Source organism: Collinsella sp. TF10-11AT, assembly GCF_003437565.1.
Taxonomy (GTDB): Bacteria; Actinomycetota; Coriobacteriia; order Coriobacteriales; family Coriobacteriaceae; genus Collinsella.
Window position 1 is genome coordinate 118,548 of record NZ_QSQW01000001.1, and the last position, 25,782, is coordinate 144,329.

The 25,782-nt window shown below is 59.9% G+C and carries 18 protein-coding genes; 2 read left to right on the forward strand and 16 right to left on the reverse strand.

All coding sequences use genetic code 11. The features are described 5' to 3' along the window. The first annotated feature begins 51 nt into the window (after positions 1-51). A complete protein-coding gene (locus DXC99_RS00605; protein WP_055251007.1) occupies positions 52-486 on the forward strand; it encodes a hypothetical protein in 435 nt (144 codons plus the stop codon). Between the two features lie 58 nt (positions 487-544). Here DXC99_RS00605 and DXC99_RS00610 read toward each other — a convergent pair whose 3' ends face one another. The 6 genes from DXC99_RS00610 to DXC99_RS00630 form a co-directional block, all read right to left on the reverse strand. Beyond that, positions 545-1,060: a type II toxin-antitoxin system VapC family toxin gene (locus tag DXC99_RS00610; protein ID WP_158551551.1), complete on the reverse strand. Its 516-nt coding sequence runs from the start codon at positions 1,058-1,060 to the stop codon at positions 545-547. Next, a complete protein-coding gene (locus tag DXC99_RS10320) occupies positions 1,057-1,410 on the reverse strand; it encodes a hypothetical protein (protein WP_158551554.1) in 354 nt (117 codons plus the stop codon). The genes DXC99_RS00610 and DXC99_RS10320 overlap by 4 nt, the downstream gene beginning before the upstream one ends. 143 nt (positions 1,411-1,553) lie before the next feature. Next, the gene (locus tag DXC99_RS00615; RefSeq protein ID WP_233505633.1) at positions 1,554-3,569 is read right to left on the reverse strand and encodes a heavy metal translocating P-type ATPase; all 2,016 of its coding nucleotides are present in this window, start codon (positions 3,567-3,569) and stop codon (positions 1,554-1,556) included. A gap of 78 nt (positions 3,570-3,647) precedes the next feature. After that, positions 3,648-3,893 carry a DUF6110 family protein gene (locus DXC99_RS00620; protein ID WP_055250999.1) on the reverse strand — a complete coding sequence of 82 codons (246 nt, stop codon included), beginning with the start codon at positions 3,891-3,893 and terminating at the stop codon, positions 3,648-3,650. A 195-nt stretch (positions 3,894-4,088) separates the two neighbouring features. After that, positions 4,089-5,846 carry an ABC transporter ATP-binding protein gene (locus DXC99_RS00625; RefSeq protein WP_117628942.1) on the reverse strand — a complete coding sequence of 586 codons (1,758 nt, stop codon included), beginning with the start codon at positions 5,844-5,846 and terminating at the stop codon, positions 4,089-4,091. Continuing rightward, positions 5,847-7,670 (reverse strand): ABC transporter ATP-binding protein, encoded by a 1,824-nt coding sequence (locus tag DXC99_RS00630; protein WP_199408831.1) that lies wholly within the window; start codon positions 7,668-7,670, stop codon positions 5,847-5,849. It lies immediately after the preceding gene. Positions 7,671-7,784: 114 nt separating this feature from the next. Between DXC99_RS00630 and DXC99_RS00635 the strand changes: the two genes are divergently transcribed. After that, positions 7,785-8,789: an AraC family transcriptional regulator gene (locus DXC99_RS00635; RefSeq protein WP_117628943.1), complete on the forward strand. Its 1,005-nt coding sequence runs from the start codon at positions 7,785-7,787 to the stop codon at positions 8,787-8,789. A 216-nt stretch (positions 8,790-9,005) separates the two neighbouring features. Here DXC99_RS00635 and gatB read toward each other — a convergent pair whose 3' ends face one another. The 10 genes from gatB to DXC99_RS00690 form a co-directional block, all read right to left on the reverse strand. Further along, positions 9,006-10,682 (reverse strand): Asp-tRNA(Asn)/Glu-tRNA(Gln) amidotransferase subunit GatB, encoded by a 1,677-nt coding sequence (gatB, locus tag DXC99_RS00640; protein WP_117628944.1) that lies wholly within the window; start codon positions 10,680-10,682, stop codon positions 9,006-9,008. Continuing rightward, entirely contained in the window at positions 10,682-12,196 is a 1,515-nt protein-coding gene (gatA, locus tag DXC99_RS00645) for an Asp-tRNA(Asn)/Glu-tRNA(Gln) amidotransferase subunit GatA (RefSeq protein ID WP_117628945.1), read from the reverse strand. Before gatA ends, gatB begins: the two co-directional genes overlap by 1 nt. Then, entirely contained in the window at positions 12,196-12,507 is a 312-nt protein-coding gene (gatC, locus tag DXC99_RS00650) for an Asp-tRNA(Asn)/Glu-tRNA(Gln) amidotransferase subunit GatC (protein ID WP_055250987.1), read from the reverse strand. The genes gatA and gatC overlap by 1 nt, the downstream gene beginning before the upstream one ends. A gap of 325 nt (positions 12,508-12,832) precedes the next feature. After that, positions 12,833-13,750: a class C sortase gene (locus DXC99_RS00655; protein WP_158551557.1), complete on the reverse strand. Its 918-nt coding sequence runs from the start codon at positions 13,748-13,750 to the stop codon at positions 12,833-12,835. A gap of 565 nt (positions 13,751-14,315) precedes the next feature. Continuing rightward, positions 14,316-16,091, reverse strand: coding sequence for a SpaA isopeptide-forming pilin-related protein (locus DXC99_RS00665; RefSeq protein ID WP_158551560.1), 1,776 nt, complete (start codon positions 16,089-16,091; stop codon positions 14,316-14,318). A gap of 114 nt (positions 16,092-16,205) precedes the next feature. Then, positions 16,206-17,876 (reverse strand): isopeptide-forming domain-containing fimbrial protein, encoded by a 1,671-nt coding sequence (locus DXC99_RS00670; RefSeq protein ID WP_158551563.1) that lies wholly within the window; start codon positions 17,874-17,876, stop codon positions 16,206-16,208. After that, entirely contained in the window at positions 17,869-21,225 is a 3,357-nt protein-coding gene (locus DXC99_RS00675) for a Spy0128 family protein (protein WP_117628950.1), read from the reverse strand. The genes DXC99_RS00670 and DXC99_RS00675 overlap by 8 nt, the downstream gene beginning before the upstream one ends. 504 nt (positions 21,226-21,729) lie before the next feature. Next, positions 21,730-22,551: an HAD family hydrolase gene (locus DXC99_RS00680; protein WP_117628951.1), complete on the reverse strand. Its 822-nt coding sequence runs from the start codon at positions 22,549-22,551 to the stop codon at positions 21,730-21,732. Between the two features lie 222 nt (positions 22,552-22,773). Next, positions 22,774-24,054 carry an MFS transporter gene (locus DXC99_RS00685; protein ID WP_158551566.1) on the reverse strand — a complete coding sequence of 427 codons (1,281 nt, stop codon included), beginning with the start codon at positions 24,052-24,054 and terminating at the stop codon, positions 22,774-22,776. A 236-nt stretch (positions 24,055-24,290) separates the two neighbouring features. Continuing rightward, entirely contained in the window at positions 24,291-25,739 is a 1,449-nt protein-coding gene (locus tag DXC99_RS00690; protein ID WP_117563637.1) for a glycoside hydrolase family 1 protein, read from the reverse strand. Between the last annotated feature and the right edge of the window lie 43 nt (positions 25,740-25,782).

Consider the following 25,782-nt stretch of genomic DNA (forward strand, 5'->3'; position numbering starts at 1 on the left):
CGCGTCACGTATATTTTCGCCAAGCAAAATTGACCCGTCGAAAGGACCGTTATGGATACCAAGCAGCAACTCGTCAATGCCCTCGCAGGCCTGGGCTCAACCATTACCGAAGCTATGGATGTCATCGAGGGCTTTGTCCCCTGCGGACATCCCGCCCTCACGGTATCGAACGCACTCGTCGCGCTGGACGTTGACGATGATGCAGCTCTCACTCAGCAGCTTGAGACCGTCGAGGGCTTTATCGACCACGTGAGTGAGAACCGCGGCGTGGCCGCCTACCACGGTATCGAGGTCGAGCTCGCGGGTCCCAAGGCCGATCTGTTCGCAGCAATCCGCGAGGTAGGCGCCCTTATGCAGACCGCAGGCGTCAAGAACACCCAGGTCAACGAGTGGGTCTACCGCAGTCTGGCAGCACTCGACAGCTCCAACGAAAAGGCAGCCGAGCAGCTCGCAGAAAGTCCCACCATCAAGGCCGAGCTTTTGTAAATAGCAGACGCGGGCCCCTTGGCGCATCGTCGTCCAAGAGGCCCGCAAACAGTTCGCGTTAACCGATTGCCACGCCACCACGTTCGGCCAAAGCCAGAATCGGCATTATTTGGCGCGGGGTCTTTGCTGCAAGATCGGCATGTTCGAGCAGTTTGCGATCGTTAGTTACCAAGTAATCAACCTGTGCGCGTTTGCATGCGGCGAGTACCAAGTTGTCCTCGTAATCGCGATGGAGCGCTAAGTATTTGTCGGCCAGCCAAAGGTCCGACGCATCTGCACCCACGGCCGTGGCGTTTTCGGTCATGTTCCGAACAAACGCCAACGCCGCATCGCCAATTGCACGGGCAGATGCCTCGTTGAGCACTCCCCCGCTGGCAAGAACGCTACGCTTCAGCTCGTGTTGGACAACGTACAGCACGTCCTTGGCGATATGCACCGGAAAGAACAACGTTGCGCCCGATTCCGTCGCCCGCCCAATAAACGCACGCGCGGCAAGCGACTCGGCATGGTCGGCGCAAAACGAATCAACCCATACGTTGGCATCCACCATTATTTTGAGGGGAGCCCCGCTCACAGGATCATCCCCTTTTGGCGATAGTGCTCGTCCATGGCTTCGGAATAGATTGTTTCCCAACCGCGATCGTCGGATACGGGCGACGTAGCGATGCCCAGGTCCGCGTAAAGCTGATCTGCCGCCGCCCATGATGCGGCGAACGGAGTATCGGGCGCGACGGTCTGCTGCCGGTCGTCGACGGCCGCAAGCACTTCCTCGCACTGCCCGCCACCCTGCGCGACCTTGGCCACCACCTTTTTGATGAGCTCGGGCAGTGACCCGCCCGAAAGCCGCAGCACCTCCTCGGCACGGTTCTTGACCTGGCGATCTACGCGAACGTTCACCTGCGCCATGCCGCTAACAGCACCCACGTCGATCCCGCTCCCTTCAATTGCTAGCCCTGCTAGCAACACTATATAGAGAAGCTAGCACATGGTCAAACGCAAAAGGCCTGCGCCCAGACGACACCAATGCCGTCTGGGCGCAGGCCAGATAACGTGGGCGAACACGTCTGCTAACGCAGGTAAGCCTTCGCGTTGCTCAGGCTGTAGGCAATCGTCGAGCCGTTGTGCAGCAGCGACGACGCTTGCGGGGTAATCGTGCCGGTAATGCCCAGTGCCAAGAGTGCTGAGTTGGTAAGCATCACCTTAGAATAGGAACTCGTCAGACGATCAATGAGGCCCTGGCTCATGCGGCGCAGGCGAACAATCGCCGCGAGGTCCGTATCGGTCAGGATGATGTCGGCGACCTCCTTGGCGATGTCGCTTCCGCCACCCATCGCCAGGCCCACGTCGGCCAAACCGAGCGCCGGCGAATCGTTGACGCCGTCGCCCACCATGGCAACATGGCGCCCCTCGCCCTTAATGCGCTCCACATACGCGTACTTGTCCTCGGGCAGCAGCTCGGCCTTAAACTCGTCGACCCCCGCCTCTCGCGCAATGCGCTCGGCCGTGCGCTCGGAATCGCCCGTGAGCATGACCACGTGCTTGACGCCCAACGCGTGCAGGTCGGCGATGGCCTCGCGGACCCCGGGCTTAAGCGGGTCCTCGATGCCGAGCACGCCGACGACCTTGCCGTCGACCGCCAGGTACAGCGGCGACAGGCCCTGCATCTGGGACTCAATGCGTTCCTTAATGTCGGAATCGAGCTGCGCACTCTCGTCCTCAAATACAAAGTGCGCGGAACCGATGATGGCGCGACGCCCTTCGATGGACGAAGCGATGCCGTGCGCCACGATGTACTCGACGGCGGCATGGCGCTCGCGGTGCTCGAGCCCACGCTCGCGAGCAGCATTGACGACTGCGCGCGCCACCGGATGCGGGAAATGCTCCTCCAGGCAGGCTGAAAGGCGCAGGACCTCGTCCTTGCTCCAGCCATCGGTCGTCAGCACGCAAGCCAGGCGCGGCTGCGCCTCGGTGAGCGTGCCGGTCTTATCAAACACAATGGTATCGGCCTTGGCAAACGACTCAAAGTACTTCGCGCCCTTGACCATGACGCCCATCTTGGCAGCATCGCTCATAGCGGTCATGACGGCAACGGAACCCGTGAGCTTGAGTGCACACGAGTAGTCGACCATCAGCGCCGCCGAGGTCTTGATGAGGCTGCGGGTGGTAAGCGCAACCAGGCCCGCGAGCAGGAAGTTCCACGGGACGATCTTGTTGGCAAGGTCCTCCATATGCGACTGGCCCTCGGACTTGAGCGAGTCGGCCGTCTGCACGAGCGAGACAATTGAGCGCAGTTTGGTTTGCGCCGTATTGGCGCGCACACGCACCAAGATGCTGCCGTCCTCCACGACGGTACCGGCGAACACGTCGTCGCCCACGCTGCGCTCGACGGCCAGCGGCTCGCCGGTCAGGGTCGCCTGGTTGACCATAGCGCTCCCCTGCTCGACGACACCGTCGATGCAAATGGACATGCCAGTGCGCACGGCGACCAGATCGCCGGGCTCGAGCTCGGTCGCAGCAACGCTTACCTCGGTATCGCCGACGACCTTTTGCGCCTTGTCGGGTACATCGAGCAGCGAGTTGATGAGCTCGTTTTCGCTCATGGCGCGGGTGTAGTCCTCGAGCAGCTCGCCCACGTTGAGCAGGAACATTGTCTGGCCCGCGGTGTCGACATCACGCTTGACGAACGAAATGCCGATGGCCGAAGCGTCGAGCACGGGAACGGTCAGGCGCGGCTGCGCCAGCTCATGAAGGGCAGCGCGCAAAAATGCCATGTAACCGGCCACGACAAACACCGCACGCAGAGGCGTCGGCAAGAACCAGCGGCGCGCGTAGTGGGCGCCGACGAGTGTCGCCAGGTCCATAACGAGTTTGTGCTTGCGCGGCTCAAGCTGCATCACGTAACCCGTCTTTGCGTCGGCAATGGCCTGGGCATCGAGCGCGCCCAAGGCGTCGAGCACGCCCGCACGACACCGCTCGTCATATTCGAGCGCCATCTGACCGATGCGGCCATATACGCGCACCTTGTGCACGCCGTCGATATCGCCGCTGAGCTTAAGAAGTGCATCGAGATCGCTCTCTGGCACAGGACCCGCCAATTGAAGACGGGTCCTGCCGGGGATCTCGCTGATAATCGAGAATCTCATAGTTTGTGCCTGGGAGCGTTACTCGGCTGCCTCGTCAGCAGCGGCCTCGCTCTGGGTGATGTAGGCCGCCTCGGCAACCATGTCGTCGACATTAGCCTTGGCCTGCTCGACCATGTCCTGGTAGCCGTTCTTGATGCGCATGCCGCACGCGATACCCTGCACGCAGGCGTTCTTTACCGGAGCGCTGGTGAGCAGCTTGATGCCAGCCGTACCAAGCAGAAAACCGCCACCAACAAGCAGGGTGTTGAACGTGGACTTCTTCATGATGTCTCTCCCTTTTGCCGCATTGGACGCGGCATGGTGCCTCAGCACCCGAGTAAACAAGTTTGCTCGAGCACGCTTTTGAAATATCTCAATTTTATCTAACTATCTAGGTCAGCCATGGCTAACCTTTTGAAAATTAACGATGCGGAGTAACCGATTGTCAATGTGACAAAGAGACTGTCCCTTTGCCCCTTCTTACAACTGCCAGGTAGCTGCTTCCTTTTGCAGCGCCACCATGCGGGCGAATTCTCCACCTGCCGCCTTGAGCTGCGCCGGAGTGCCCTGCTCGGCAACCACACCATCCTTGAGTACAACGATTTTGTCGGCATTTTCCACCGTACGCATACGGTGGGCAATAACGATAACCGTCTTACCTGCAAGCAGACGGGAGAGCGCCTGCTGAACCACGGTCTCGTTCTCCACATCCAAGCTCGCCGTCGCCTCGTCCAACAGCACGATCGGCGCATCTTTGAGCAGCGCACGGGCGATGGAGATGCGCTGGCGCTCGCCGCCGGACAGCTTGGAGCCGTTCTCGCCGATCATGGTGTTGTAGCCCTGCGGCATGCGGCTCACAAACTCGTCGCAGTTGGCGGCGCGCGCAGCCGCAAGCACTTGCTCATCGGTGGCGCCACGACGCCCGAGGCGGATGTTTCCCATCACCGTGTCGTCAAAGAGCAGCACGTCTTGGAACACAATGGCGTAGTCGCGCAGCAACACCTCGGGATCCACGCTCGCAACATCCACGCCGCCCACGGTAACCTTGCCCGCGGTGGCATCCCAAAAGCGCGCGGCCAGGCGGCTCACCGTGGACTTACCGGAGCCCGAAGGACCGACCAGTGCCGTGACCTCGCCTTCCTTGGCGGTAAAGCTCACATCGGTAAGAACTTTCTCGCCGGCGCGGCCGTCCTCGCCCGCACCATAGCCAAATGCCACGTGATTGAACACCACATCGTGGCCTACGGGCTCAAACTGCTCGCTGCCCCGCGCCACGGGCTCTTCCATGATGGAACGCATGCGCTTGGCCGACGACTCGGCGGCAAACAGCTCGGACATCAGCATCAGCGCCTGATCAAAGGGCGCATAGATGCGGCTCACCATAAGCAGGAAGGCAAACATCACCAAAAAGTCGACCTGGCCGGAGGCGACCATCGCAGCGCCCGTGACCAACGTGGTGGCAATCCCCAGGCGCAGGATGGCAAAGGCGGAGTTGACCAAAAGCCCGTTGGCGAGCTCGCCTTTGGTGGTCTCGCGCTCCTCGGCATCGATCACGACGTTGAGCCCCTCAAGATAATGGGCCTCCTGGTTGGTGGCGCGGATCTCGCGCACGCAGTCGAGCGTCTCCTGGATCGCCTCGGTGACCTTGACCTTCTCGGCGCGCACGCGGTCGAACACCGGGGTCATGGGCCCGCGTGTCAGATACAGCACGGCAAAGGCCACGGGCACGCTCCAAAACGCCGCAATCGCCAGCTGCCAGCAAAAGAACAGCGACGCCACGAACACGATGGCACTTGCGATGATGGCACCCCAAAGCTCTCCCAGCACATGACTGTAGGCATGCTCCATAGTCTGAACGTCGCCCATGATGGTTTCGGTTAGATCGGCCAGATCACGACGGCCGAAAAACGACAACGGCAGTTTGCGCAAGCGCTCGGCAATCCCCATGCGCTGCTTGCCGCACTCCTCGTAAAAGATGCAGTAGGCGTAGTAATACTGCTGCCAGTTAGAGGCAAAGAGCAGCGCAAAAAAGATAATGAGACCGCCCACGATAGGCAGTGCACTCGGCAGATCGGCGCCGGTGGCGAGATGTTCGACAAAGCCGGACATGACCAGGAATAAAAAGCCCATGCCGGCCATGATGATGAGATTGGTGAGCGTGGTCCAGAAAATGCCGCGTTTTACGCCGGCGACGCCTTTATCGGATAGGAAATACTTCTTTTGGAATGAGGCGAACATTTAGGCCTCGCCTCCCTTCGTGACGGCGGCATCCGCGGCAGCAGTGATCTTCCAGCTCGCGGCCCGTTCGTATTCGGCCCACATCTTGGCATACAGACCCTCTTGGGACAGCAACTCGGCATGGGTGCCAGTCTCCTGCACGCTACCCTGGTTGAGCACCACGATTTGATCTGCGCCCACTACAGTCGAGAGTCGGTGCGCGATCATAATGACCGTACGACCCGCCGCCAGCTTGCTAAAGGCGCGCTGGATGAGTGCCTCGTTCTCGGGGTCGGCAAACGCCGTGGCCTCATCGAGCACCACGATGGGCGCGTCTTTAAGGATCGCGCGGGCAAGTGCCACGCGCTGGACCTCGCCGCCCGAAAGATATGCTCCGCCGGCACCGAGCATGGTATTGATGCCCTGTGGAAGCTTGGCCACAATGTCGTCGCACTGAGCTGCGGAGAGGGCCGCACGCACTTCGTCGTCAGTGGCCGTAGGCTTGGAAGCGCGCACGTTATCGGCAAGTGTTTGCCGGAACAGCTGGTTGGTCTGGAACACGAAGGCGACCTGGTCCATAAGCTCGTGCGGATCCATATCGCGAACGTCCACACCGCCTACGAGCACTCGACCCGAGGAAACATCCCAAAAACGAGGAATCAGGCTTGCGCAGGTTGACTTGCCGCCGCCCGAAGGACCCACTAGCGCAAGGGCATTACCAGCGGGAACGCTGAAACTTACATGGCTAACGGCAGGTGCTTCGGCACCCTCGTACGTAAAGCTCACGTCCTCAAATCGCACGTCGCCGCCGGCAGGGTGCTTGGGTTGCGTGGGCACGGAGAGCTGCTTGGAATCCATGACGCTTCGAATGCGAGCCAGCGAATCGGCACTCATCTGAAAGGCCTCGCCCACAAACATGAGCTTGGTCATGGCCGTCGGTACCACGGCCGAAAATATCGCGTAAAACGTGAAGTTGACCATAAAGTGCGCGAAGTCCGTCTCGCCCGGCGCCAACAGCAACGCCACGGGCAAAAGAAATGCCACGAGGCCATTGAGCGCGGTAAGGTTGAGCACCTGCGGGCCTCGGCAGAACGTACCCGCATAGCTTTGCGCCATGTCGGCGTATTCGGCGATCGCATCGTGAAACGCCTTAAAGGAGTAGACCGTCTGCTGGAACACCTTGACCACGGGGATGCCGCGCACGTATTCGGTGCCGGTCTTGTTCATCTTGACCAGCGCGCCCATGTAGGCCTTCATAAACTCGGCGCCCTTGCCGCTCATCATGGTGGCCATGGCGCAAAACGAAACGACGACCGAGATTAAGCATGCCGCGCCCAAACGCCAATCGAGGGCAAATAGCAGCACAAGCAGGCCCGCGACCATGGCAGTGGCGCCGGCGATATCGGGCAGCATGTGCGCGAGCAGCGTTTCGGTGGAGGCGGCGCATCCGTCTACGATACGGCGCAGCTCACCGGTGGCGTGCGTGTCAAAGTAGCCGAGCGGCAGCTTAAGCAGATGCTCGCTCGTAGCCTTGCGGATATTGGATGCGCAGCGAAACGCGGACAGGTGCGTGCACATGAGTCCCACGAAATAGACCACGATGCTTGCCAGGGCAAAACCCACAGCCCACCAACCATACATCGCGATGTCGGCGGCCTCGCTCCAGTTAGGCGTCACAGCGATCAGGTCTCGCGCAACAAGCCAGATGCACACGTACGGGCCAAAGCTCAACAGCTGCGAGAACGCCGAGAGGGCCATGCCCAAATACGTTAGGAATTTACGGTCACCAGCATATGCAAGTAGCTCGCCGATGCCGCCACCTTCCTTTTTCGATCCCTTTGCCATGAGATTCCTTTCTAACGGCTTGAGAGTTAACCGTAAGAAACTTATCATGGGCGTGTTAGCCAAGGCTCACAATCGAGCCAGGCGTGGACGTTTCTGCAAAGGAAGGGGACGCTTTTGCAAATACGGCGGGCAGCGACCGACATAACCGAGCTCTACGCACCGCAGTTTGAGCAGTTTGGCCTGGAGCTTACTGGCAAGGGCGCCGTCTTTACCGGCGAGGTGGCAAACGATCGAGCGCACGGACGCGCATGGATCATGCCTCTCTCCCCTGCCTGCATCGTCATGGAGCATTTCATCACCCCGACGCACGATATGTACCTGGCCGAATACACACCCGAGCCATACGCTTGCGTGAGCGAAGTCAGCGCGCCCACACTTACATGCATGCCCGAGGCTGGCATAACGCCCGCGAACCTCAAACCATTGCATGGACCGTGGCCAAACAATGCCGTTTGCAGCTTTATCCAAGATAGCTGTGGCGAGGAATTAAGCCCGCTGTTTGCGGGGGAGCTTTATCACTCGCGCTCGGTACTCTTTTTGCCTGGATATTTTGACGAACTGGAGCACCGCTATCCCACCGAGTTCGCGGGAATCTTTGAGGCGTTTGCCGAGTCATGGCACGAGGAAGCGACGTCTGCCATCTGCCACACGCTGCGCCGGATTAACGAGGAACGCGCCCGCACCGTAGGCGGACACGTCTATATGCAGGGCATCGTGGAGACCATGGTCGCGGAGCTCGCCTGTTCGCGCGCGGCCCACAAGCAGGCACGGCAGGCGGCGAACACACGCGTCAGCATAACCATTGCCGAAGAAGCGACGGCAATGATTGAGCGCGCGCTCGACAAAGGCAGGCGTGTGGGTATCAACGAGGTGGCCGAGAGGCTCTACACAAGCCGCTCCAAACTATGCGCCACCTTTAAGGCCCAAACTGGCGAATCCCTGGGCGCCTACATTCGCAGACGCCGTATGGAGCGAGCACAGGACCTTTTGGCCGATAGCTCGCTCACGATAGCGCAGGTGGCAGAGCGTCTAGGCTACCCTCAGCAGGCCGCCTTCGCCCAAGCCTTCAAGCAACACACCGGCACCACCCCCACCACCTGGCGCTCCCAACATATATAAAGAATGAGGGCGCCATCGGCGCCCTCATTCACCAAATTCCATTCAGCCCCGCCTGACCCGAACGGCCGAGTCGTCACGGAACCGAGGGGCCGGGCGCAGGGCCTTGCTTCTCAATGAGTTCCGCACGAACAGGAGGCGCCAGTGGCGCCTCCGTCGTGAGTCAGGACTGTCCGAAATTGAGAGGCAAGGCCCTGCGCCCGGCCCCTCGGTTCCCGCTTACGAGAGCGACGTTCTCAGCAACTCGTTGAAGAGCTTGGGGTTGCCCTTGCCGCGGCTCGCCTTCATGCACTGGCCCACCAAAAAGCCGATGACCTTCTGGTTGCCGTCACGATACTGCTGTGCCTGATCGGCACAGTTAGCCAGTACCTCGTCCACGATCGGCTGCAGCGCGCCGGCATCGCTCACCTGACGCATACCGCGCTCGTCGACGATCTTGTTGGGGTCGTCGCCGGTCTGGGCCATGGCCTCAAAGACCTCGTGAGCCTGGTTGGAGCTGATGGCATCGGTCGCCAGCAGCTTGCCGAGTGCCGCCACCTGAGCCGGCGCGATGCCGGACTCAGCCAGCGAGACGCCCGCGCCCTTAAGGTAGGCGATCATCTCGTTCACCAGCAGGTTTGCAACCGTCTGGGCCTCCTTGCCGGCCATACCGGCAGCGGCGGCCTCAAAGAACTCGGCAAACTCCGGGTCGCCGGCAATCTGCTCGGCATCGGCCGCCTTAATGCCAAAGTCAGTCTCAAAACGAGCGCGCTTGGCATCGGGCAGCTCGGGGATCTCGCCTCGGCAGCGGTCGATGAACTCGTCGTCCAGATCGAACGGCGCCAGGTCGGGATCGGGAAACAGGCGATAGTCGTCGGCCGTCTCCTTCACACGCATGACCACGGTGCGTTTACGGCTGGGCTCCCAGTGGCGGGTCTCCTGATAGATGATACCGCCCTCCTCCAGCACCTCGGCCTGACGACAAATCTCATAGGCAAGGCCGTCATGCAGGCTCTTAAACGAGTTGAGGTTCTTGAGCTCGGTCTTGGTACCCAGCTTGGTCTCGCCGCGGCGGCGCAGCGACACGTTGCCGTCGCAGCGCATGGAACCCTTCTCCATGGAGCAGTCCGAAATGCCCAGCGTCACAAAGATGCGACGGAGCTTCTCCATAAACAGGCGAGCCTCCTCGGGCGTGCGCAGATCGGGCTCGGTGACGAGCTCAATCAGCGGCGTGCCGCAGCGGTTGTAGTCGACGAGCGACTCGGCAGCGGCGGTAATACGGCCCTCGGCACCGCCCACGTGCACCATCTTGGCGGCGTCCTCCTCCATGTGGATGCGCAGGATGCGGATGGGCACCGTGTAGGAACCGTCCTCGCGACGCTCGGGCATCTGCAGGTTGGACGCGTCATAGCTGGCCAGGTGGCCGGCGCGCTGATTGCCTTCGCGCATGGTCGACGTCATGGACGTGGACAGGCCCTCGGCATTGGCCGAGGCGCTCGCCAGGCTCTGGGCCTCGGCCTCGCCAAACGCGCAGTCGGGGCGCTCGGCGGCACCGCGACCGGTCACGTCCAGGTCCAGGTGACCGTACATGGCAAAGGCGACCGGGCCCTGCGTGGTCTGGAAGTTCTTGGCCATATCGGGATAGAAGTAGTGCTTGCGGTAGAACATCGAGTGGCGCTGGATCTCGCAGTTGGTGGCGAGACCGGCCTTGACGATGCTCTCGATGGCGCGCTTGTTGGGCACCGGCAGCGCACCGGGCAGGCCCAGGCATACCGGGCACACGTTGGCGTTGGGTTCGTCATCGTGGCTGAGCTTGCAGTTGCAGAACATCTTGGTATCGAGTGCGGTGAGCTCGGTATGGATTTCCAGGCCGATCACGGCCTCCCAATCCTGCAGGACCTCGGATAGCTCCTTCATTACAGCTCGCCTCCCTTCCCGGCAAAATCGGGCGCGACAGAAAGCGCGGGCGCACCCGTGGCGGCATCGGCAAAGCCGCGCTCCAGGGCGCGGGCAAACGTAAGCAGCTGACGGTCTTTAAAGGCAGGTCCCACCAGCTGGGCAGAAACGGGCAGCTGAGTATCCTCGCCCAGGCCCAGCGGCACCGAAATGCCACCGTTACCGCAGATGTTGAGCGAGATGGTGTACAGATCGGAGAGGTACATCTGCGTGGGGTCGCTGATCTCGCCAAACTTAAAGGCCGTGCGCGGCGAGGCGGGCATGAGGATGGTGTCCACCTTGGCATACGCGGCGTCATAGTCCTGCGTGATGAGCGTGCGGGCCTTTTGCGCGGCGTAGTAGTACTTGTCGTACACGCCCGAGCTCAGCAGGTAGGCGCCGAGCATCTGACGGCGCTTGGCCTCGGCGCCAAAACCGTGGGCACGCGAAAGCGAGCTCTGGTCGGACAGGTTGGCGCAGCCCTCCTCCTGATAGCCATAGCGAATGCCGTCGAAACGAGCCAGGTTGGAGAACGCCTCGGCCGGGCCGATGACGTAGTAGGCGGCGATGGCGGCGTCCAGGTGCGGCAGGTCGACCTCTACCAGCTCGGCGCCCTGGTTCTGCAGCTCCTGGGCGGCGCGCTCAACGGCGGAGCGGACCTCGGGCGTCAGGCCCTCGGCCTCCATAAACGCGGGGATGATGCCCACGCGCTTACCCTCGATGCTGTCGTTGAGGTGCTCGGTAAAGTCGACGGCGCAATCCTGGCTGGTGCAGTCGTACGGATCGTGGCCCGCGCCGGTAAGCGCGTTCATGGCCAGCGCGACATCCTCGACCGTGCGGCCAAAGGGACCCACCTGGTCGAGCGACGAGCCAAAGGCAACCACGCCGTAACGGCTCACGGCGCCATACGTGGGCTTAAAGCCCACCACGCCGCACAGCGACGCCGGCTGGCGAATGGAGCCGCCGGTGTCCGAGCCCAGCGAGAGCGCGACCTCGCCCGCGGCGACGGCGGCAGCGGAGCCGCCCGAGGAGCCGCCGGGCACGCGTTCGGTATCCCAGGGGTTGTTGGTGCGGTGGAACGCCGAGCTCTCGGTGGAGCTGCCAAAGGCAAACTCGTCCATGTTGGCCTTGCCCATGGGCAGGCAGCCGGCATCGAGCATGCGCTGGACGCAGGTGGCGGTGTAGACGCTCTGGTAGTTCTCGAGCATGCGGGAAGCGCAGGTGGTGCGCGTGCCCACGAGGTTCATGTTGTCCTTGATGGCCAGCGGCACGCCCGCGAGCGGGGGCAGCGGCTTGCCTGCAGCGCGGTCGGCATCCACGCGCGCGGCGGCCTCGAGCGCAAGCTCGGGCGCCACCTGCAGGAATGCCTGGACCCCGTCCTCGCGCGCCTCGATGACGGCAAGGGAGGCCTGGGCCACCTCGGTAGCGGTAAAGTCGCCGGCGGCAACGCCCGCGGCGATCTGGGCGGCGGTAAGGGAATCGAAGCTCTGCGCCATTACTCGCTCTCCCCCTCTCCCAAAATGGACGGCACGCGGAAGTAGCGGTCGCGCGCGCTGCCGGCGTTTTCGAGCGCAACGTCGAGCGGCAGGTCGCGCTCGGGCTCGCGCAGGTCATCGCCCATCACGTTGGACAGGCTTCCGATGGGATGGAACGTGGGCTCCACGTCGGGCAAGTCATATTGCAAGACGGGCTCGAGCATCTGGACGGCGTCGTTCATGTAGGACGTCATCTGGGTGAGCTCGTCATCGGTCAGTGCGATCTTTGCGTACTCGGCGATGCCGCGCACGTCTTTCTCGCTGAGTGCCATAGGCGCTCCCTTCCGCATAACAGATAAACCGCTCTAGTATACAAGGCAATGCCGCTTGGAGCAGGCGCTTTACCCAAATGCAGCGAAAACGTAACGAGGGCGGCGGGTTGGCAGGCGGCGGGCTGGCGGTTCTGCAGCGAAACCGCACCGTCCATAGCGAAAACCGCGTCGCCCACAACGAAAACCGTCCCGCCCACAACGAAAACCATCGCAACATTCGACGCTTTTCGCCAAAATCGCGATTTTCATCGAATGTTGTGATGGTTTGGAAGTCCCGACCACCACAAAGGTGCCTGCCCCCATTGTGGTGGTTCTGGAGAATGCCCTATGCTGAGGCCTTGGCCTTGCGGCGCTTGCGGACCGCGTGGATCACGATGTCCAGCAGCAACAGCACAATGGCCACGACCACAATGAGCACGGCAAACTCGCGCTTGCCCCAGTGGCGACCGGCCAGCGACTTTTGCTTGTCGACGTCCTTCTTGTTGTACTTGGTGCGCACGCAATGCACCAGCAGGCGATGGTCGTTCACGCCGTAGGGCGTGCAGGTGACGAGCGTCACCTTGTCGGCGCCGGGCTCGATGGTCAGCGACTCCATCTCCTCGGGCAGCACCACCTCGGAGTCCACCATCTTGTAGGCGAGCGTCTTGTTCATGGTGTGCAGCAGCACCAGGTCGCCGGGCTCCAGCGAGTGAATGTCGTCGAACATGCTCAGGTTGCGCATGCCCGAGTGCGCGGTGAGCACGCAATGCGTCGAGGTGCCGCCCACCGGCAGGCTCGTGCCCTCCAGGTGGCCGACGCCCGCCATGAGGACTTCTTCGCTCGTGCCGTGGTAGATGGGCATGCTCACATCGATGGAGGGGATCTCGACCCAGCTCATCATGGGGTCGCGGTCAAAGATGAGCTGCTGGGCGTAGGGCTCAATCTGGTCGGCGGGGAGCTCGGTGGCCTCGCCCGCCAGCTGCTCGTTAAAGGAGCGAGCCTGGAGCAAAATGCGCTCGCGCTCCTCGGCAGACAGCGCGTCCACGGTGCTGGACACGGTACTGATCTGGTTGAACACACCCGAGGCCTCGAGCCGGTCCAAGATCCACGGCCAGGTCATAAGGCCCACGCCAATAAGGATGATCACGATGGTGATGAGCCGATCGGCCCAGCGCGGCAGTCGCTTGCGGCGGCGCTTGGGCTTTGGTTGAGGTTTGGGCTGAAGGCTTGAGCCGCCGTTGTCCGCGGCGTTATTGCTCTTCATATGTTTGGCGCCCTGCACCATCGCCGGTCACTCCTCTACAACTCAAGTTGTCTAAACAAATAATAGCCGATTAGCAGGCTCCCCCGCCCGACAACACGGCTAGACCGCACCGTCCAGTCGAGGATAAGCCAGCATTTGAGTTTTCAAAATGTCCCGAATCGGCGGGGCGATTCGGGATACAATGTCAATAGAAAACGACGCACCCCGCGTAAGTGTACGAGAGCGCGGGCGGCCTAGTTTTCAGCTTTAGTTAAATGCCCGGGCTCCGAACCCCGGGCATTCTTATTTGCGCTTGTTGCGGCGCAAATGCCTTCTACCGTCCGCACCGCGCGTGCGCCTACGGACCCTAAACCGAACCTCATACGAGTCAAGAAACGCGATGACGATCGAGCCCGCATCGGACGATGGAGGCTGCCTGCGTTGTCCAAAAAGAACGGGGCAGACTCCAGTGCGGAGTCTGCCCCGTAAAGAGAATGGCAAAGCAAGAACGTCGATGGACGAGAAAAGTGTCCGCAAGTCTCATGGCCATCACATCCCACCTGCCAAAGGGATGGGTGAGCGAGCGTTACTCCTGCTCGGACTCCTCAGCCTGCTTACGGCTGCGGATGAGGTGCGCCACGCCGATGCACAGCACCGCGCCACCAGCGATCCAAGTGAAGGTCACGCCGTTAAGACCGGTCAGCGGGAGGCCGGTGCCCTTCTGGTCGACAATAGTGAAGCTGAGCTTACCGGTAGACGCGGTAGCCGAATTGTTCTTCACGACACCACTCGCTGCATTGATTGCAGAATCCGCACTAGGGATAACGTCACCGCCATTCTGGTTAAGATCGCGCTTGATGGTAAAGGTCACACCGTTTGCTGCGGAGTTGTTGTAACCAGGGGCGGGCGTAACCTCCGTGAGGACGTAGGTGCCCTCGTCGAGACCGACAACATTAATCTTGCCGGAGTCATCAGTTGTCAGCTTAGCCTTTGCTCCATCGGTCGTCTTGACACCATTTGCCATGATAAACTTGTTAGTATCACCCTGCTCTTGCAGCGTAAACTCAACACCTTTGAGTCCCTTTGTTTCATCATTAGAACCGACCTTGGTGACATCGATACCGTAGGTGTAATCGTAGGCGGGGTGCTCGACCGTGGTGCCAGTACCGTCGGTGTGCGGGTTGTTGGAATAGGTCAACATGACATTGTTCACCTGGGCCTTGCCGAGCATATCCGCGTTAATCTTGCCAGCATCCAGTTTTGCCTCATAGTTCACATAGACTGTCGAACTACCGTCAACGTTGATGGAAGTGCCATGCGTATCCTTTGCTTCTTTGAGGTTTTCGAAGGAAACAATGAGCGTATTCGTGCTTTTCCCCGGGGCATAGGTCGCACTGTAGCAGGCGGGATCTACGACTGAATTGTCAATCTTGACCTCAACGACCGGGTTATTTCCATTAAGATTCGGCACCATCGTGCAGGGAAGCTCGTCGGTGAAAGTGTAGCTGTACTTCTTGTACGTATTAATGTTGCTTGCAACAGTACCGGCAAGCTGATATTTAATCAGCTGCTCGGAGGCAGAGTCGGCAGCTTTGTTGGCAGCAGTGAAAACGGTTTTATTAACGTCCGTAACAAATTTATCGCCCTTGTCATCCATGACGGCCTTGGTCACTTTAGGGACGCTCTTCTTGGGCTCCGCATTTACATCGGCGCCGCCGACGATGGTGAAAATCGGTGAGGTGAACGCGTCGTCATTACCATTGGTCTTATTGGTACTCTTAGTCGAACCGGGCTGATCGGTCACAAAGAGCCAGTAACCAGCGGGCAGATCGTTGAATTTACCATCGGTAGAGGTTTTCCAGCCAGTGGTCGCGTTAGTTGCAGTCACTTTCTCCAGGGCTTTGGCGATCCTGTCGAGCGTCGTTCCCACGTTCAGATTGGTAGTCTGGTTGGTGCCAGCCTCATACTCAGCCTCGGTCTTAGTCTTAATCCACTTCGCCCAGGCGGCAGCATCATTGATGTTGTTCGGTTTAGAAGGGTCCGTCGTGTCCGAGTTAAATTCCCCGGTCACGGCATCCCTCACTTCATCCGATGCCCACTTAATATCGGACAGCGTCTTCTCATCGGTAGAATCCCAAACATTGGGGCTTGTCTGATCCTGCGTAACCGTAGCGGAGAAAATCTTGATGCCCTTAAAGGTCGTACCCGCGTAGTCGTCATCTTTGATCGTCACATTGCCAATCGTCGTAGCCACAGGCGTACCATCAGCAAACGCCATCGTGACCGGGGCCATGACGCCGCCGAAGCTCAACGCCGCTGTGAGGCCTGCGGTTACTGCCAGGCGTGCGATGTTCTTGCTCATGCTCATCTTCTTTTCCTCTGCTTTCTGCTTGAAGTCCATTTGATCTAAATCTGTCTGTCTGTGTCTTAGCATCTGCTTCGCTACGTCTCGCCCCGCTCTCTGTGGGGCTGCCAGCTACTCTTTATGGCTGCCACCTCCCCGCTTGACCAGGAGCGCGACCACGATGAGCGCGGCTCCGGCGACCGCTGCGGCGGCCGCGGCGTACATTGCCATATCGCCAGTCGAGGGCATAAAGCCTCCGGTGGTAATGCTAGGGGGTGTGCCGGTGGGCACGTTGATGAGCGACGCCTCCAGGCTGCCCGTCGACCCGTCCGCGCTGTCGGCGCGCAGGGGCGACTCGGCCGTGATGGTGAGCTTGGGCTTGGCGGCGGCCACCTGGTCGACGTCCAGGCCCTCGGCCTTGACCGTCACGGAGCGCGTGCCCTCAAAGGCGGTGTAGCCCTTGGGCGCCTTGAGCTCGCGGACCTCCAGCTTGCCCGAGTCCACGCCCGAGACGGTCACGCGGCCGTCCTCGCCCGTGGTGACGGTGGCCTTGCCCTCCGCATCCCACGTGCCGTCGGCCGCCAGCGTGCGGCCGCGGTCGTCGGCGATGCTCAGGACTGCCCCGGCAAGCGGCTTGTCGCCGTCGCTGCCGCGCTTGGTGAGTGCGAGATCCCAGGTGTAGGCGCACGCATCGTCGCTCGGCGTGCGGGTGAAGCCGGCGTCGCCGGACTGGTCGGCAAAGGGAGAGCGCGGGTAGCGCAGGTAGACCTCGTTGGGGTTGCCCTTCGCGATGCCGTGGTTGCATGCGCTGTTGAGCGGCGCATTGTACACGGCGACCACGCGGGCGCCCGCGGCGAAGGCGTCGGCCCCGCCGAGCGCGGCGATCAGGTCGCCGGTGCGCACGGTGAAGGTCTTGCCGTCGGCCGCTACCTTGGTGGCGCACTGGGCCGTGATATCGGTCCAGCCCTTCGCGGCTTCGACGCCGGCGCGGCCGTCCTTACCGGCCGAGACGGCGTCGAAGCCGCCGTCCGCGCCCGCCGCCACGTACACGCGCATGCTCGCGGCCACCTTAGAGGGGTCGAGTCCCGCGCTCATGGTGTCGACGAACCGCACCGTGTAGGTGTCGTAGGCGGTGAGCCCGGCCGGGACCGTGGCAGAGAGGCGCCAGTACAGGTCGTCGGCGACCGTGGCGTCGGCGGCCTTCTGCCATGCGGCGGTGCTGTCCTCCAGCACATGCTTTTGGACCTTGGGGGTCGCCGCCTTGGGCTTGACGGTGACGGCGCTGCCGCCCACCAGCGCCATAATCGGCGCGGTGCCGGCCTCGCCCTGGGCGATGGCGTCGTCGTCGGCGACGATGAGCCAGTAGCCACAGGGCAGCTTGGCCTCCGTACCCGCGTTAAGGGCCACGGACACGGCGCCAGAGTTCTGGAGGGAACGAGCGAGCCGTGCGCTCAGCGCGCTCGTAAGGCGGGAATCGGTGTTGAGCCACTCGGCAGCTTCCTGTGCGGTGGTCTGGGAATTGGGCATGCCGGCGCTGTGCAACACAGGCAGCGCGGCGTCGCGCACGGCATCGCTTGCCCAGACAAGGTCGGTGGCGATCTTGGCGTCGTTGTCGTCATCGACGACGTTGGCGTCAAAGATCTGGTAGGCGTCGTAGCAGCGCGCCACGGTGCCTGTCACCGTGATGGATCCGGTCGCGCTCGGCGCGGCCTGCGCGGATGCGGGGAACACAACCGTGCAGGTGCCGATCAAGAGGGCGAGCAGCGCAAACAAGATCGGGAAGGAGCAAACTTTCTTATTCACGACGCTCGCCTCCCTTCGCATTCGCCTTGCGACGAATGTGCATCCAGGCCGCAGCAGCGCAAAGCGCCGCCGCGCCGGCAAGGTACGTCAGAGTGACGCCCGACATACCAGAAAGGGGCAATGAAGTGGAGTAGGTGTTGGTGAAGGTGGGGGTGGAGTCGGGTTTGGTGCCATCGATGGGATTACCGTCGGCGTCAACGATCTTGGTGCAGGCCACATTCGTGGGCTCGATTTTGCCGTTTGTATTGTCCGTCATCGTGACGTCAAATCGATAGACAGACTTGTCATATTTATAGTGCGAGAACAGCGAACCGTCAGTTTTCTCGCGCACATAGTACGTGAAGGTCTTGGAAGCGCCACGGCCCGTGGAGTCGGACGCGAGCTTGTCGAGTTGTTTGAGTTCGTACTCGATCGGCTTGAAGCTCCGGGTCTGGGACTTGCCACCGTCGGCAGTGGGGGTAATCTCGCCCTTGGGGTCAGTCGTAACCGTCTCGGCATTATCGAACTTATCGTTATCCGCAAGCTCGAGCGTGAACTCCTTCATCTCGCCACCCTTAACAACCTTAGTCACCTTGGGAGTCCAAGAGCCCTTGGAGGTGTACGGAGTGTATTTGTTAGTGAAAGTTGCACCACTGGTAAGCGCAACGATAACAGCGTTTTCGCCTTCAGCTGCTACGGTGGCTGCTGATTCTGCTTCTGGCGTTCTTGCGCCAGCGCCGTCATTTTTTACCTTTGTTACCGAAACGCTCCCGACTTTGTAATACGTGTATTTAATGTCAAGCACGTTGTGCGACTTTTTCTCATCCCTCACAACCTCAGGATCAATTTTGTAGATCGTTTTGTCGTAAGTCACGTTCTTGTCCGTGCCCGGAACCTCTACCAAGTAGTAAACAAGATCGTCGTCGGCATAAACTTCACCCAGATCAAAGGTGAGATTTCCATCCCCATCGTTTTTCACCGTATCAACCACCGAGCAGCCATTGAGCTGAAGTTTGCCATTGGAGTCAAAGCTCGGAACTGTATATGAGATCCCGCCTTGTTCGTTAATAATCTTGTTCTGTCTGAGTAGCTGGAAATCGAAGTCATTTCCTTTAAGCGTGCCGTCCTTAAGCACCTTGGAGCCATTGAGCTTCATCTTGGGGTAAACCTTGACTTCTTGAGTGGAGCCAGCGATTACGTCGCCGTTGGTCATGATGCCACCACCGTGGATGTTGGAACTGTTGCCCGTGATATATAACGTAGCCAGCCTTATAGCTTCATTTTGATCTTCAACGAACGGTTCGGACTTTAGGCCAATCATGTACTTGGCCTGGACTCCGTCATACTTACCGATGGTCGTAGGCTGACCGTCAATCGTGCCCGACCAATTTGCAGCACCACCGCCGAGCATCTGGCCCGTTACGGCTGCGATATAGTCAGCGTTATCCGACTTGCGGATAAGGAAGAGGTCCTCATGGCCACGCCTCTTGAAGTCATCGGTAATCTCACCGCCATCAACACTTGGAGGCTGGTCTTCATTCTTACCATTGGTGCCGCCTGATAGATTCTCACCGTTTGCATCGGTGTTTCCGAAAATCGCAATACCATTGGCATCGGTAATCGCCGTCTTGCCGCTCGGGCAGGCTGCGAAGCCACCACCATAGCCCTTAGCCGAGTTTTTGGTAATCAGGGCGTTATATATCTTGAGACGCGCCGAATTAACGCCCTCGTCACTGTTGCCTCCCTGGACAAAAACGCCACCGCCACCCCAGTCATTGGTGGTATTAGTCGTATTGTTAGTTATGTAGGCTTTCTTGCCACTCACACTCACATTAAATACGCCAATGGTAGGCGCAGCGATACGGACGCCGCCGCCCTCAGAGTTTTGCGCCACATTGCTGGCGATGCTTCCACCAGAGAACGAAAACAAGGAGAGAGCCCGATTCCAAGCGCCAGCATAAATACCGCCACCGGCCTCGGCAGAATAGTTACCGGTGATGAAGCCACCGTTAATTGTGAGACTGCCGCTATTGAAGGCAGCAATACCACCGCCGCCGTGACATCCGTTACCAATATGCTTCGTGGAGCCTTCATTTTCGCTGTAGAACTGATAGTTGTTGTTGGTGATGTAACCATCTGAAATGACTACAGTTGAACTAACAGCACAAACACCGGCGCCGTAGCCCGATCGGTCTTTGAGCGTACCGTTACCGGAAATCGTGCCGCCGGTCATATTAACTGTGGATCCGTTAGCGTACACGCCGCCACCATTGGGGGCATAGTTGCCAGCGATTACACCACCAGTCAGCTTAAGAGTCGAGGCGCCACCGTTCGCGTTGGATACCATAATGCCCGCGCCGGCACCCGAAGTTCCCGTAGAGGCACCACAAACGTATCCACCGCTCATGTTGACGGTAGAGCCGTTCTCGGCATAGATGAGGTTGCCGATACGGTCATCCTTCTTTTGTGTGAGTACGCCACTTTCAAAATTGAAGTTGCCGCCATTATAAAGGTTGACGAGCTTTAAACCAGTAGCGTCGGCGTTACCGCACGCCACGATGGCGCCCTTGATATCAGCCTTATACCCTTTAAGGGTCTCGGTTGTACCGGTTCCCTTTGCGACCGATTCGGTTACGTAGTAGGTAAGCTTGGTCGGGATGCTGGAACCGTCGTAATCCATTGAAGCGAGATTGCCGTTATTTACTCCATTAACCATGGTCTCTGTCGGGGCAGCTTGCTGGCCGTCCTTGACGGTCAACGTTGCTCCAGCGGTGATATTGAAGAGAGGCTGATTGGAACTCTCATGCTTAATCTTGCAGCCATTTAGATCCAACGTGATAATACTGCCGCTTTTATTGAGCTGAATTGTCTCGCTGGTAACAATATCTTTCGTAAGCTTAAAGTTGGCAGCGTCGCTCGCCTTCTCCAGCTCAGTTTTCAGCTTTTCCGCGCTATCTATCTCACCGGATGCCGCTTCGGCCTGCTCGCCTTCCGCGACCGCCATTGCAGCATTGTCATCCGACGACTTGCCGTCTTCACCCAGTAGCTCGTCCTCAGGCTGATCCTCAACCTGATTCTGCTCAAGGCCATTTGAAGGATCGGTCTCGCCATTCTCGGCATCATCACTATTCTGGTTCTCGGCATCCCCGTTAGTGGTGTTGTCTACAACAGTAGACTCACTTGAGGAACCCCCCCCCATCACAGTTTCCTCGGTAGAAACCGTCTGGGCATCGTTGGCAATGGCCTGCGAGATCGGGGGCATGACGAGCGACAGTACCAGGCTCAAAACGGAGGCTCCGCACAAAACGCCTGCCAGTACACGGCGCGTCGCTTTATTACTCTGCTTAGATTTGTCCGAATTCGCTTTCATCGATGTCTCCTCCCCAAGAGACCGCGATCTTGCTCTTTCCCTATCAAACGTATCTGCGCAATCTGTAATTGCGCTCGCTAAGTGATGCAATTATAACGGTTGTTTAAACATCTGAGCAGCAAAACCGACATTTTTGTGCAAGTTCTTAATTCTCTTGACAATTGTTTAGATTTGCCTTCGTTTATTCGCTATAAAATATCTGTTTCTACTGGTAATTAAGTTAGTTATCAGTTTTTTAATAGCATTTTATTTATTTGCACAACCTTTTGCTCAAGAGCAAACATCCTGTGAACGGTCGAAAATCGACCGTGAACGGTAGATTATTAACCGGAAGGAATATCCTACCAAACTGATGAGAATATCTTTAACCCACCGGTGGTTAGAGGCATGATGTTCAGACAACTATATTTGAATTATCGCGCAGATTTTAGGCATCAATTCGCCCAAATCGCCTGAGGCCACCACAAAGGCGCCTGTCCCCATTGCGGGGGTTCTCCCCCGGCGCTACAGCAGATGTTCCTCGACAAAGATCGCAATGCCGTCTTCGTCGTTGCTGACGGTTACAAAATCGGCGGCGGCGCGGGTGGCGGCGCTGCCGTTTGCCATGGCCACGCCAACGCCGGCGTCAGCCACCATGCAGGTGTCGTTGTCCGCATCGCCAAACACGCAGATGTCCTGGAGCTCCATATCGTTGAGCTCCGCCACGCGCCCAAGGCCGCGCGTCTTGGACACGCGCGGATCCATGAACTCGTAGAGCCGCTGCGTGGTCTGCAGGGCCGCCGCCTTAACAGTGTTATCTGCAAACGTCGACGCCCGTTCAATCACCCGCGGCATCACCTCGGGCGCCATGGTAAACATCACCTTGGGCTGCGGCTCGCGCAAGAACTCGGCAAAATCGACCACCTGGTAGGGCACGCCGTCGACGCGCGACAGGTGCTCGACGCACGCGTTGCTCTCGGGCACGTAGAACACGCCGTCTCGGGGGCAGACGGGTGTTGCCGGAAGGTCCGCCATGTGCTTGCAGATGCGCGCGATGGTCTCGCCCGGCAGCGGAAAGCTCAGCTCGTTGATGGCGTGCGCGCGATCGATGACCTCGGCGCCACCGCAGCCCACGAGCACGTCCACCAGGCCTTCGATGCCCCAGAACTCGTACATGGCCTCGGTCGCGTGGGCGTCGCGCCCGGTGCACAGGCCAAAGAGCACGCCGCGCTCGCGCAGGGCGCGAATCGCCGCCACGGTGCGCGGGGACACCGTGTGCTGGCTCGTGAGCAGCGTGCCGTCGATATCACAGAACACGGCTTTGATGCGGCTAAAGGTGGTGTCCATGGGGGCCTTTCTGGGTGGCGCGGCGGTGTGGGGTGTATTCGTGAACGGCGTACATCGTATACCAAGGCTCGGGCGCGGTCTGTCAAAGAAAATACCGCCACAAAGGTGCCTGGCCCCTTTGTGGTGGTTGCGACGTTTGCGGGCCAAACCATCACAACATTCGACGTTTTTCGGCAAAATCGCAATTTTCATCGAATGTTGTGATGGTTTCTTACCTGTTTCTTACCGCTTTACGGCACGATCCAGATGCCGGCGTCCAAACAGCAGCAGCGCCGCGGGAACCGCCGTCACGACCATGCCTGCCCCCACGAGTGTCCGTTGTACGCCAAATGTCGCCGCCAGCCACGGGGCAATCGCCAGCGGGGCCACGCCGGCGAACATATTGCCAAAGCCCATGACCGAGTTCACGCGACCGAGCTGCTCGAGCGGCGCCGTCGTTTGCACGATCGTGTTGTGGAGCGGGTTGACGATGCCCCAAGCTATGCCCAGGGCGACCTGACCGACGAGGGCCACACCCACGTACGGCGTCCCCACATAGAGCAGGCTTCCCAGGCCCACTGACATAAGTGCCACGAGCAGCGTTTTAAGGTTGACCAGGTGCGGCGGCAAGCGGAGCGCGAGCACGGCACCCAGCACCGCGCCGACACCGCAGGCAGACGAGAGCCAGCCCATCCACTCAACGCCGACGTGCAGGACATCGCGGTAGAAGAACGACTCCAGCGGATCGAAGGCTCCGTAGCCAAAGTTCGAAAGAAAAATGATGCAGAACAGCAGGGCGAGGACGCTGTTGGTGAAGACTGTCTTGATGCTGGCTGCGAAGGTGGCGCGGGCGGACGTGCTGGGGTTGGAGCTTTGTCCCGCACGCTCCCCTTCCTCTGCCGAATCGGCATCCGCATGCCCGGCGACATGGCTGGTCTGCGGCCTAAAACCCCAACCGACAACGAACGCCAGCACGGTAAAGAGCATCATGAGCACGAACACCGCGCGCGACGATGCAGCCGCCGCGACAAAGCCGCCCAGCGTGGGGCCAACGATGATACTCACGTTTGAAAACATGGCGATGGCGGAGTTGATGTCTTTGAGCTCGACAGGATCGTCGGTGAGGTAGGCCGGATAGGACGTGGCGATGGGCTGGGCAAATCCCATCACAAAACCCAGGAACACCGCGCCGAGTAGGACGACGCCGGTCGCGCTACCAAAGGCGATGATTGCCGTGCCAGTTGCGAGAGCGCCGACGATGCTCAGCAAGAAATGGCGGCGCGGACCCCATGCGTCGAGCGCAGCGCCACCCGCAAAGGAACCCAGGATCACGAAAACGTTCATGAACAGGACGGCCAGCGACGTCGCGACGACCGAGGCATCGTCCGCATAGGTAAGCGTTCCGATGACGCCGATAAAATAACTGGTCTGAAACCCGGTGTAGATGAGGAAGCGCATTGCCACCAGGCGTTTAGCCTGCACGGACAGCGATGATTGAGGCTTTGAGAAAAGAGATGCGAGCATGGAGACTCCTTGTTTCATACGAATACGGGCGGTGGGCATTCGCCACCGTCTGTCAAATCAATCTATCCGCATGAAACATTAAGGACACATCAGGACCCTTCTCTCCGTTTTTCGCCCGTCATGAACTACTTGGTAGATTGTAAGGCATGTCCCACACATCTACCAAAGCAAAAACCACCACAAAGGTGCCTGGCCCCTTTGTGGTGGTTGCGACGTTTACGCTGGTTGAGACTTGGCTAGGCCAGGTCGGCGCCGTTGGTGGCGATGACCTTCTTGTACCAGAAGAAGCTGTCCTTGCGGCTGCGGGCGAGCGTGCCGTTGCCGTCGTTGTCCTTGTCGACGTAGATGAAGCCGTAGCGCTTCTTCATCTCGCCGGTCGAGGCGCTCACCAAATCGATGCAGCCCCACATGGTGTAGCCCATCAGGTCCACGCCGTCCTCGATGGCAATCTCCATCTGCTTGATATGCTCGCGCAGGTAATCGATGCGGTAGCCGTCGTGAATCGCACCGTCCGCCTCGACCTCGTCCACCGCGCCCAGGCCGTTCTCGACGATCATCAGCGGCACCTGGTAGCGGTCGTAGACCTCCTCCAGGTAGTAACGCAGGCCCTCGGGGTCGATCGCCCAACCCCAATCGCTCTTCTTGAGGTACTCGTTGCCGGCGCCACCAAAGATGTTGCCCTGCTCCAGCAGCACCGGGTCAGCCGTGGCCGTGGCGCTCATGTAGTAGCTAAAGCTGTAGAAGTCGACCTTGCCGGCGGCCAGCGTGGCGGCGTCCTCGGGCGAAACCTCCACGTGCACGCCTTCGCGGCGCCACACGCTGGGCGCCCACGAGGGATACGCACCGCGCACCTGCACGTCGCCGCAGTAGAAGTTCATCTCGCGCTGCTGCTTTTGTGCGGCCAGAACGTCTGCCGGATTGCACGTGTGCGGGTAGCAGGCGTTGCCGGCGATCATGCAGCCGATCTTGTTCTGGGGATCGATCTGATGGCCCATGGTGACGCACTTGGCGCTCGCCAGGAACTGATGGTGCAGGGCATCGAAGCGCGCCTGCGGGTCGTCCCAGTCGCAGTCGCCAAAGGCCATGGGCGTGTCGGTTGCCTCGGGCACCATGCCGCCGCCCATCACGCCGCCAAAGCCGCCCATGAGCAGGCAATTGATTTCGTTAAAGGTGAGCCAGTAGCGCACCAGGCCCTTGTACTCGGTCATGACGGTGCGGGCGTAGTTGAGGTAGAAATCGATGAGCTTGGGGTTCTTCCAGCCTCCGTAGTTTTTGGACAGACCATAAGGCAGCTCATAGTGGCTAAGGGTGACCATGGGCTCGATGCCCTGCTCCTGACAGGCCTGGAACACACGGCGGTAGAACTCGATGCCGGCCTGGTTGGGCTCGGCCTCGTCGCCGTTGGGGAAGATACGGCTCCAGTTGATGGACATGCGGTAGCACTTAAAGCCCATCTCGCCAAAAAGCTTGATGTCGTCGAGATAGTGATGGTACATGTCCACGGCCTCGTGGCTGGGATAGTGGTACTGGGGCAGAATGCCGTCGGTAATGTGGCGCGGCTCGGAGACCGTGCCGCCGGTCATGATGTCGGGAACGCCGAGGCCCTTGCCGTCCTCGTTGTATCCGCCTTCGCACTGATTGGCGGCAGTGGCACCGCCCCACAGAAATCCATCGGGAAAAGCCATGTTGGCTCCTTTCGTACGTGTTGGGATGTTGCGTGGACGCCGA

Coding starts and splice junctions, on each gene's coding strand:
- DXC99_RS00605 (WP_055251007.1), top strand. CDS start 52: ATGGATACCAAGCAGCAACTCGTCAATGCCCTCGCAGGCCTGGGCTCA.
- DXC99_RS00620 (WP_055250999.1), bottom strand. CDS start 3,893: ATGAAGAAGTCCACGTTCAACACCCTGCTTGTTGGTGGCGGTTTTCTG.
- DXC99_RS00625 (WP_117628942.1), bottom strand. CDS start 5,846: ATGTTCGCCTCATTCCAAAAGAAGTATTTCCTATCCGATAAAGGCGTC.
- DXC99_RS00630 (WP_199408831.1), bottom strand. CDS start 7,670: ATGGCAAAGGGATCGAAAAAGGAAGGTGGCGGCATCGGCGAGCTACTT.
- gatB (WP_117628944.1), bottom strand. CDS start 10,682: ATGAAGGAGCTATCCGAGGTCCTGCAGGATTGGGAGGCCGTGATCGGC.
- gatA (WP_117628945.1), bottom strand. CDS start 12,196: ATGGCGCAGAGCTTCGATTCCCTTACCGCCGCCCAGATCGCCGCGGGC.
- gatC (WP_055250987.1), bottom strand. CDS start 12,507: ATGGCACTCAGCGAGAAAGACGTGCGCGGCATCGCCGAGTACGCAAAG.
- DXC99_RS00655 (WP_158551557.1), bottom strand. CDS start 13,750: ATGAAGAGCAATAACGCCGCGGACAACGGCGGCTCAAGCCTTCAGCCC.
- DXC99_RS00665 (WP_158551560.1), bottom strand. CDS start 16,091: ATGAGCAAGAACATCGCACGCCTGGCAGTAACCGCAGGCCTCACAGCG.
- DXC99_RS00675 (WP_117628950.1), bottom strand. CDS start 21,225: ATGAAAGCGAATTCGGACAAATCTAAGCAGAGTAATAAAGCGACGCGC.
- DXC99_RS00680 (WP_117628951.1), bottom strand. CDS start 22,551: ATGGACACCACCTTTAGCCGCATCAAAGCCGTGTTCTGTGATATCGAC.
- DXC99_RS00685 (WP_158551566.1), bottom strand. CDS start 24,054: ATGCTCGCATCTCTTTTCTCAAAGCCTCAATCATCGCTGTCCGTGCAG.
- DXC99_RS00690 (WP_117563637.1), bottom strand. CDS start 25,739: ATGGCTTTTCCCGATGGATTTCTGTGGGGCGGTGCCACTGCCGCCAAT.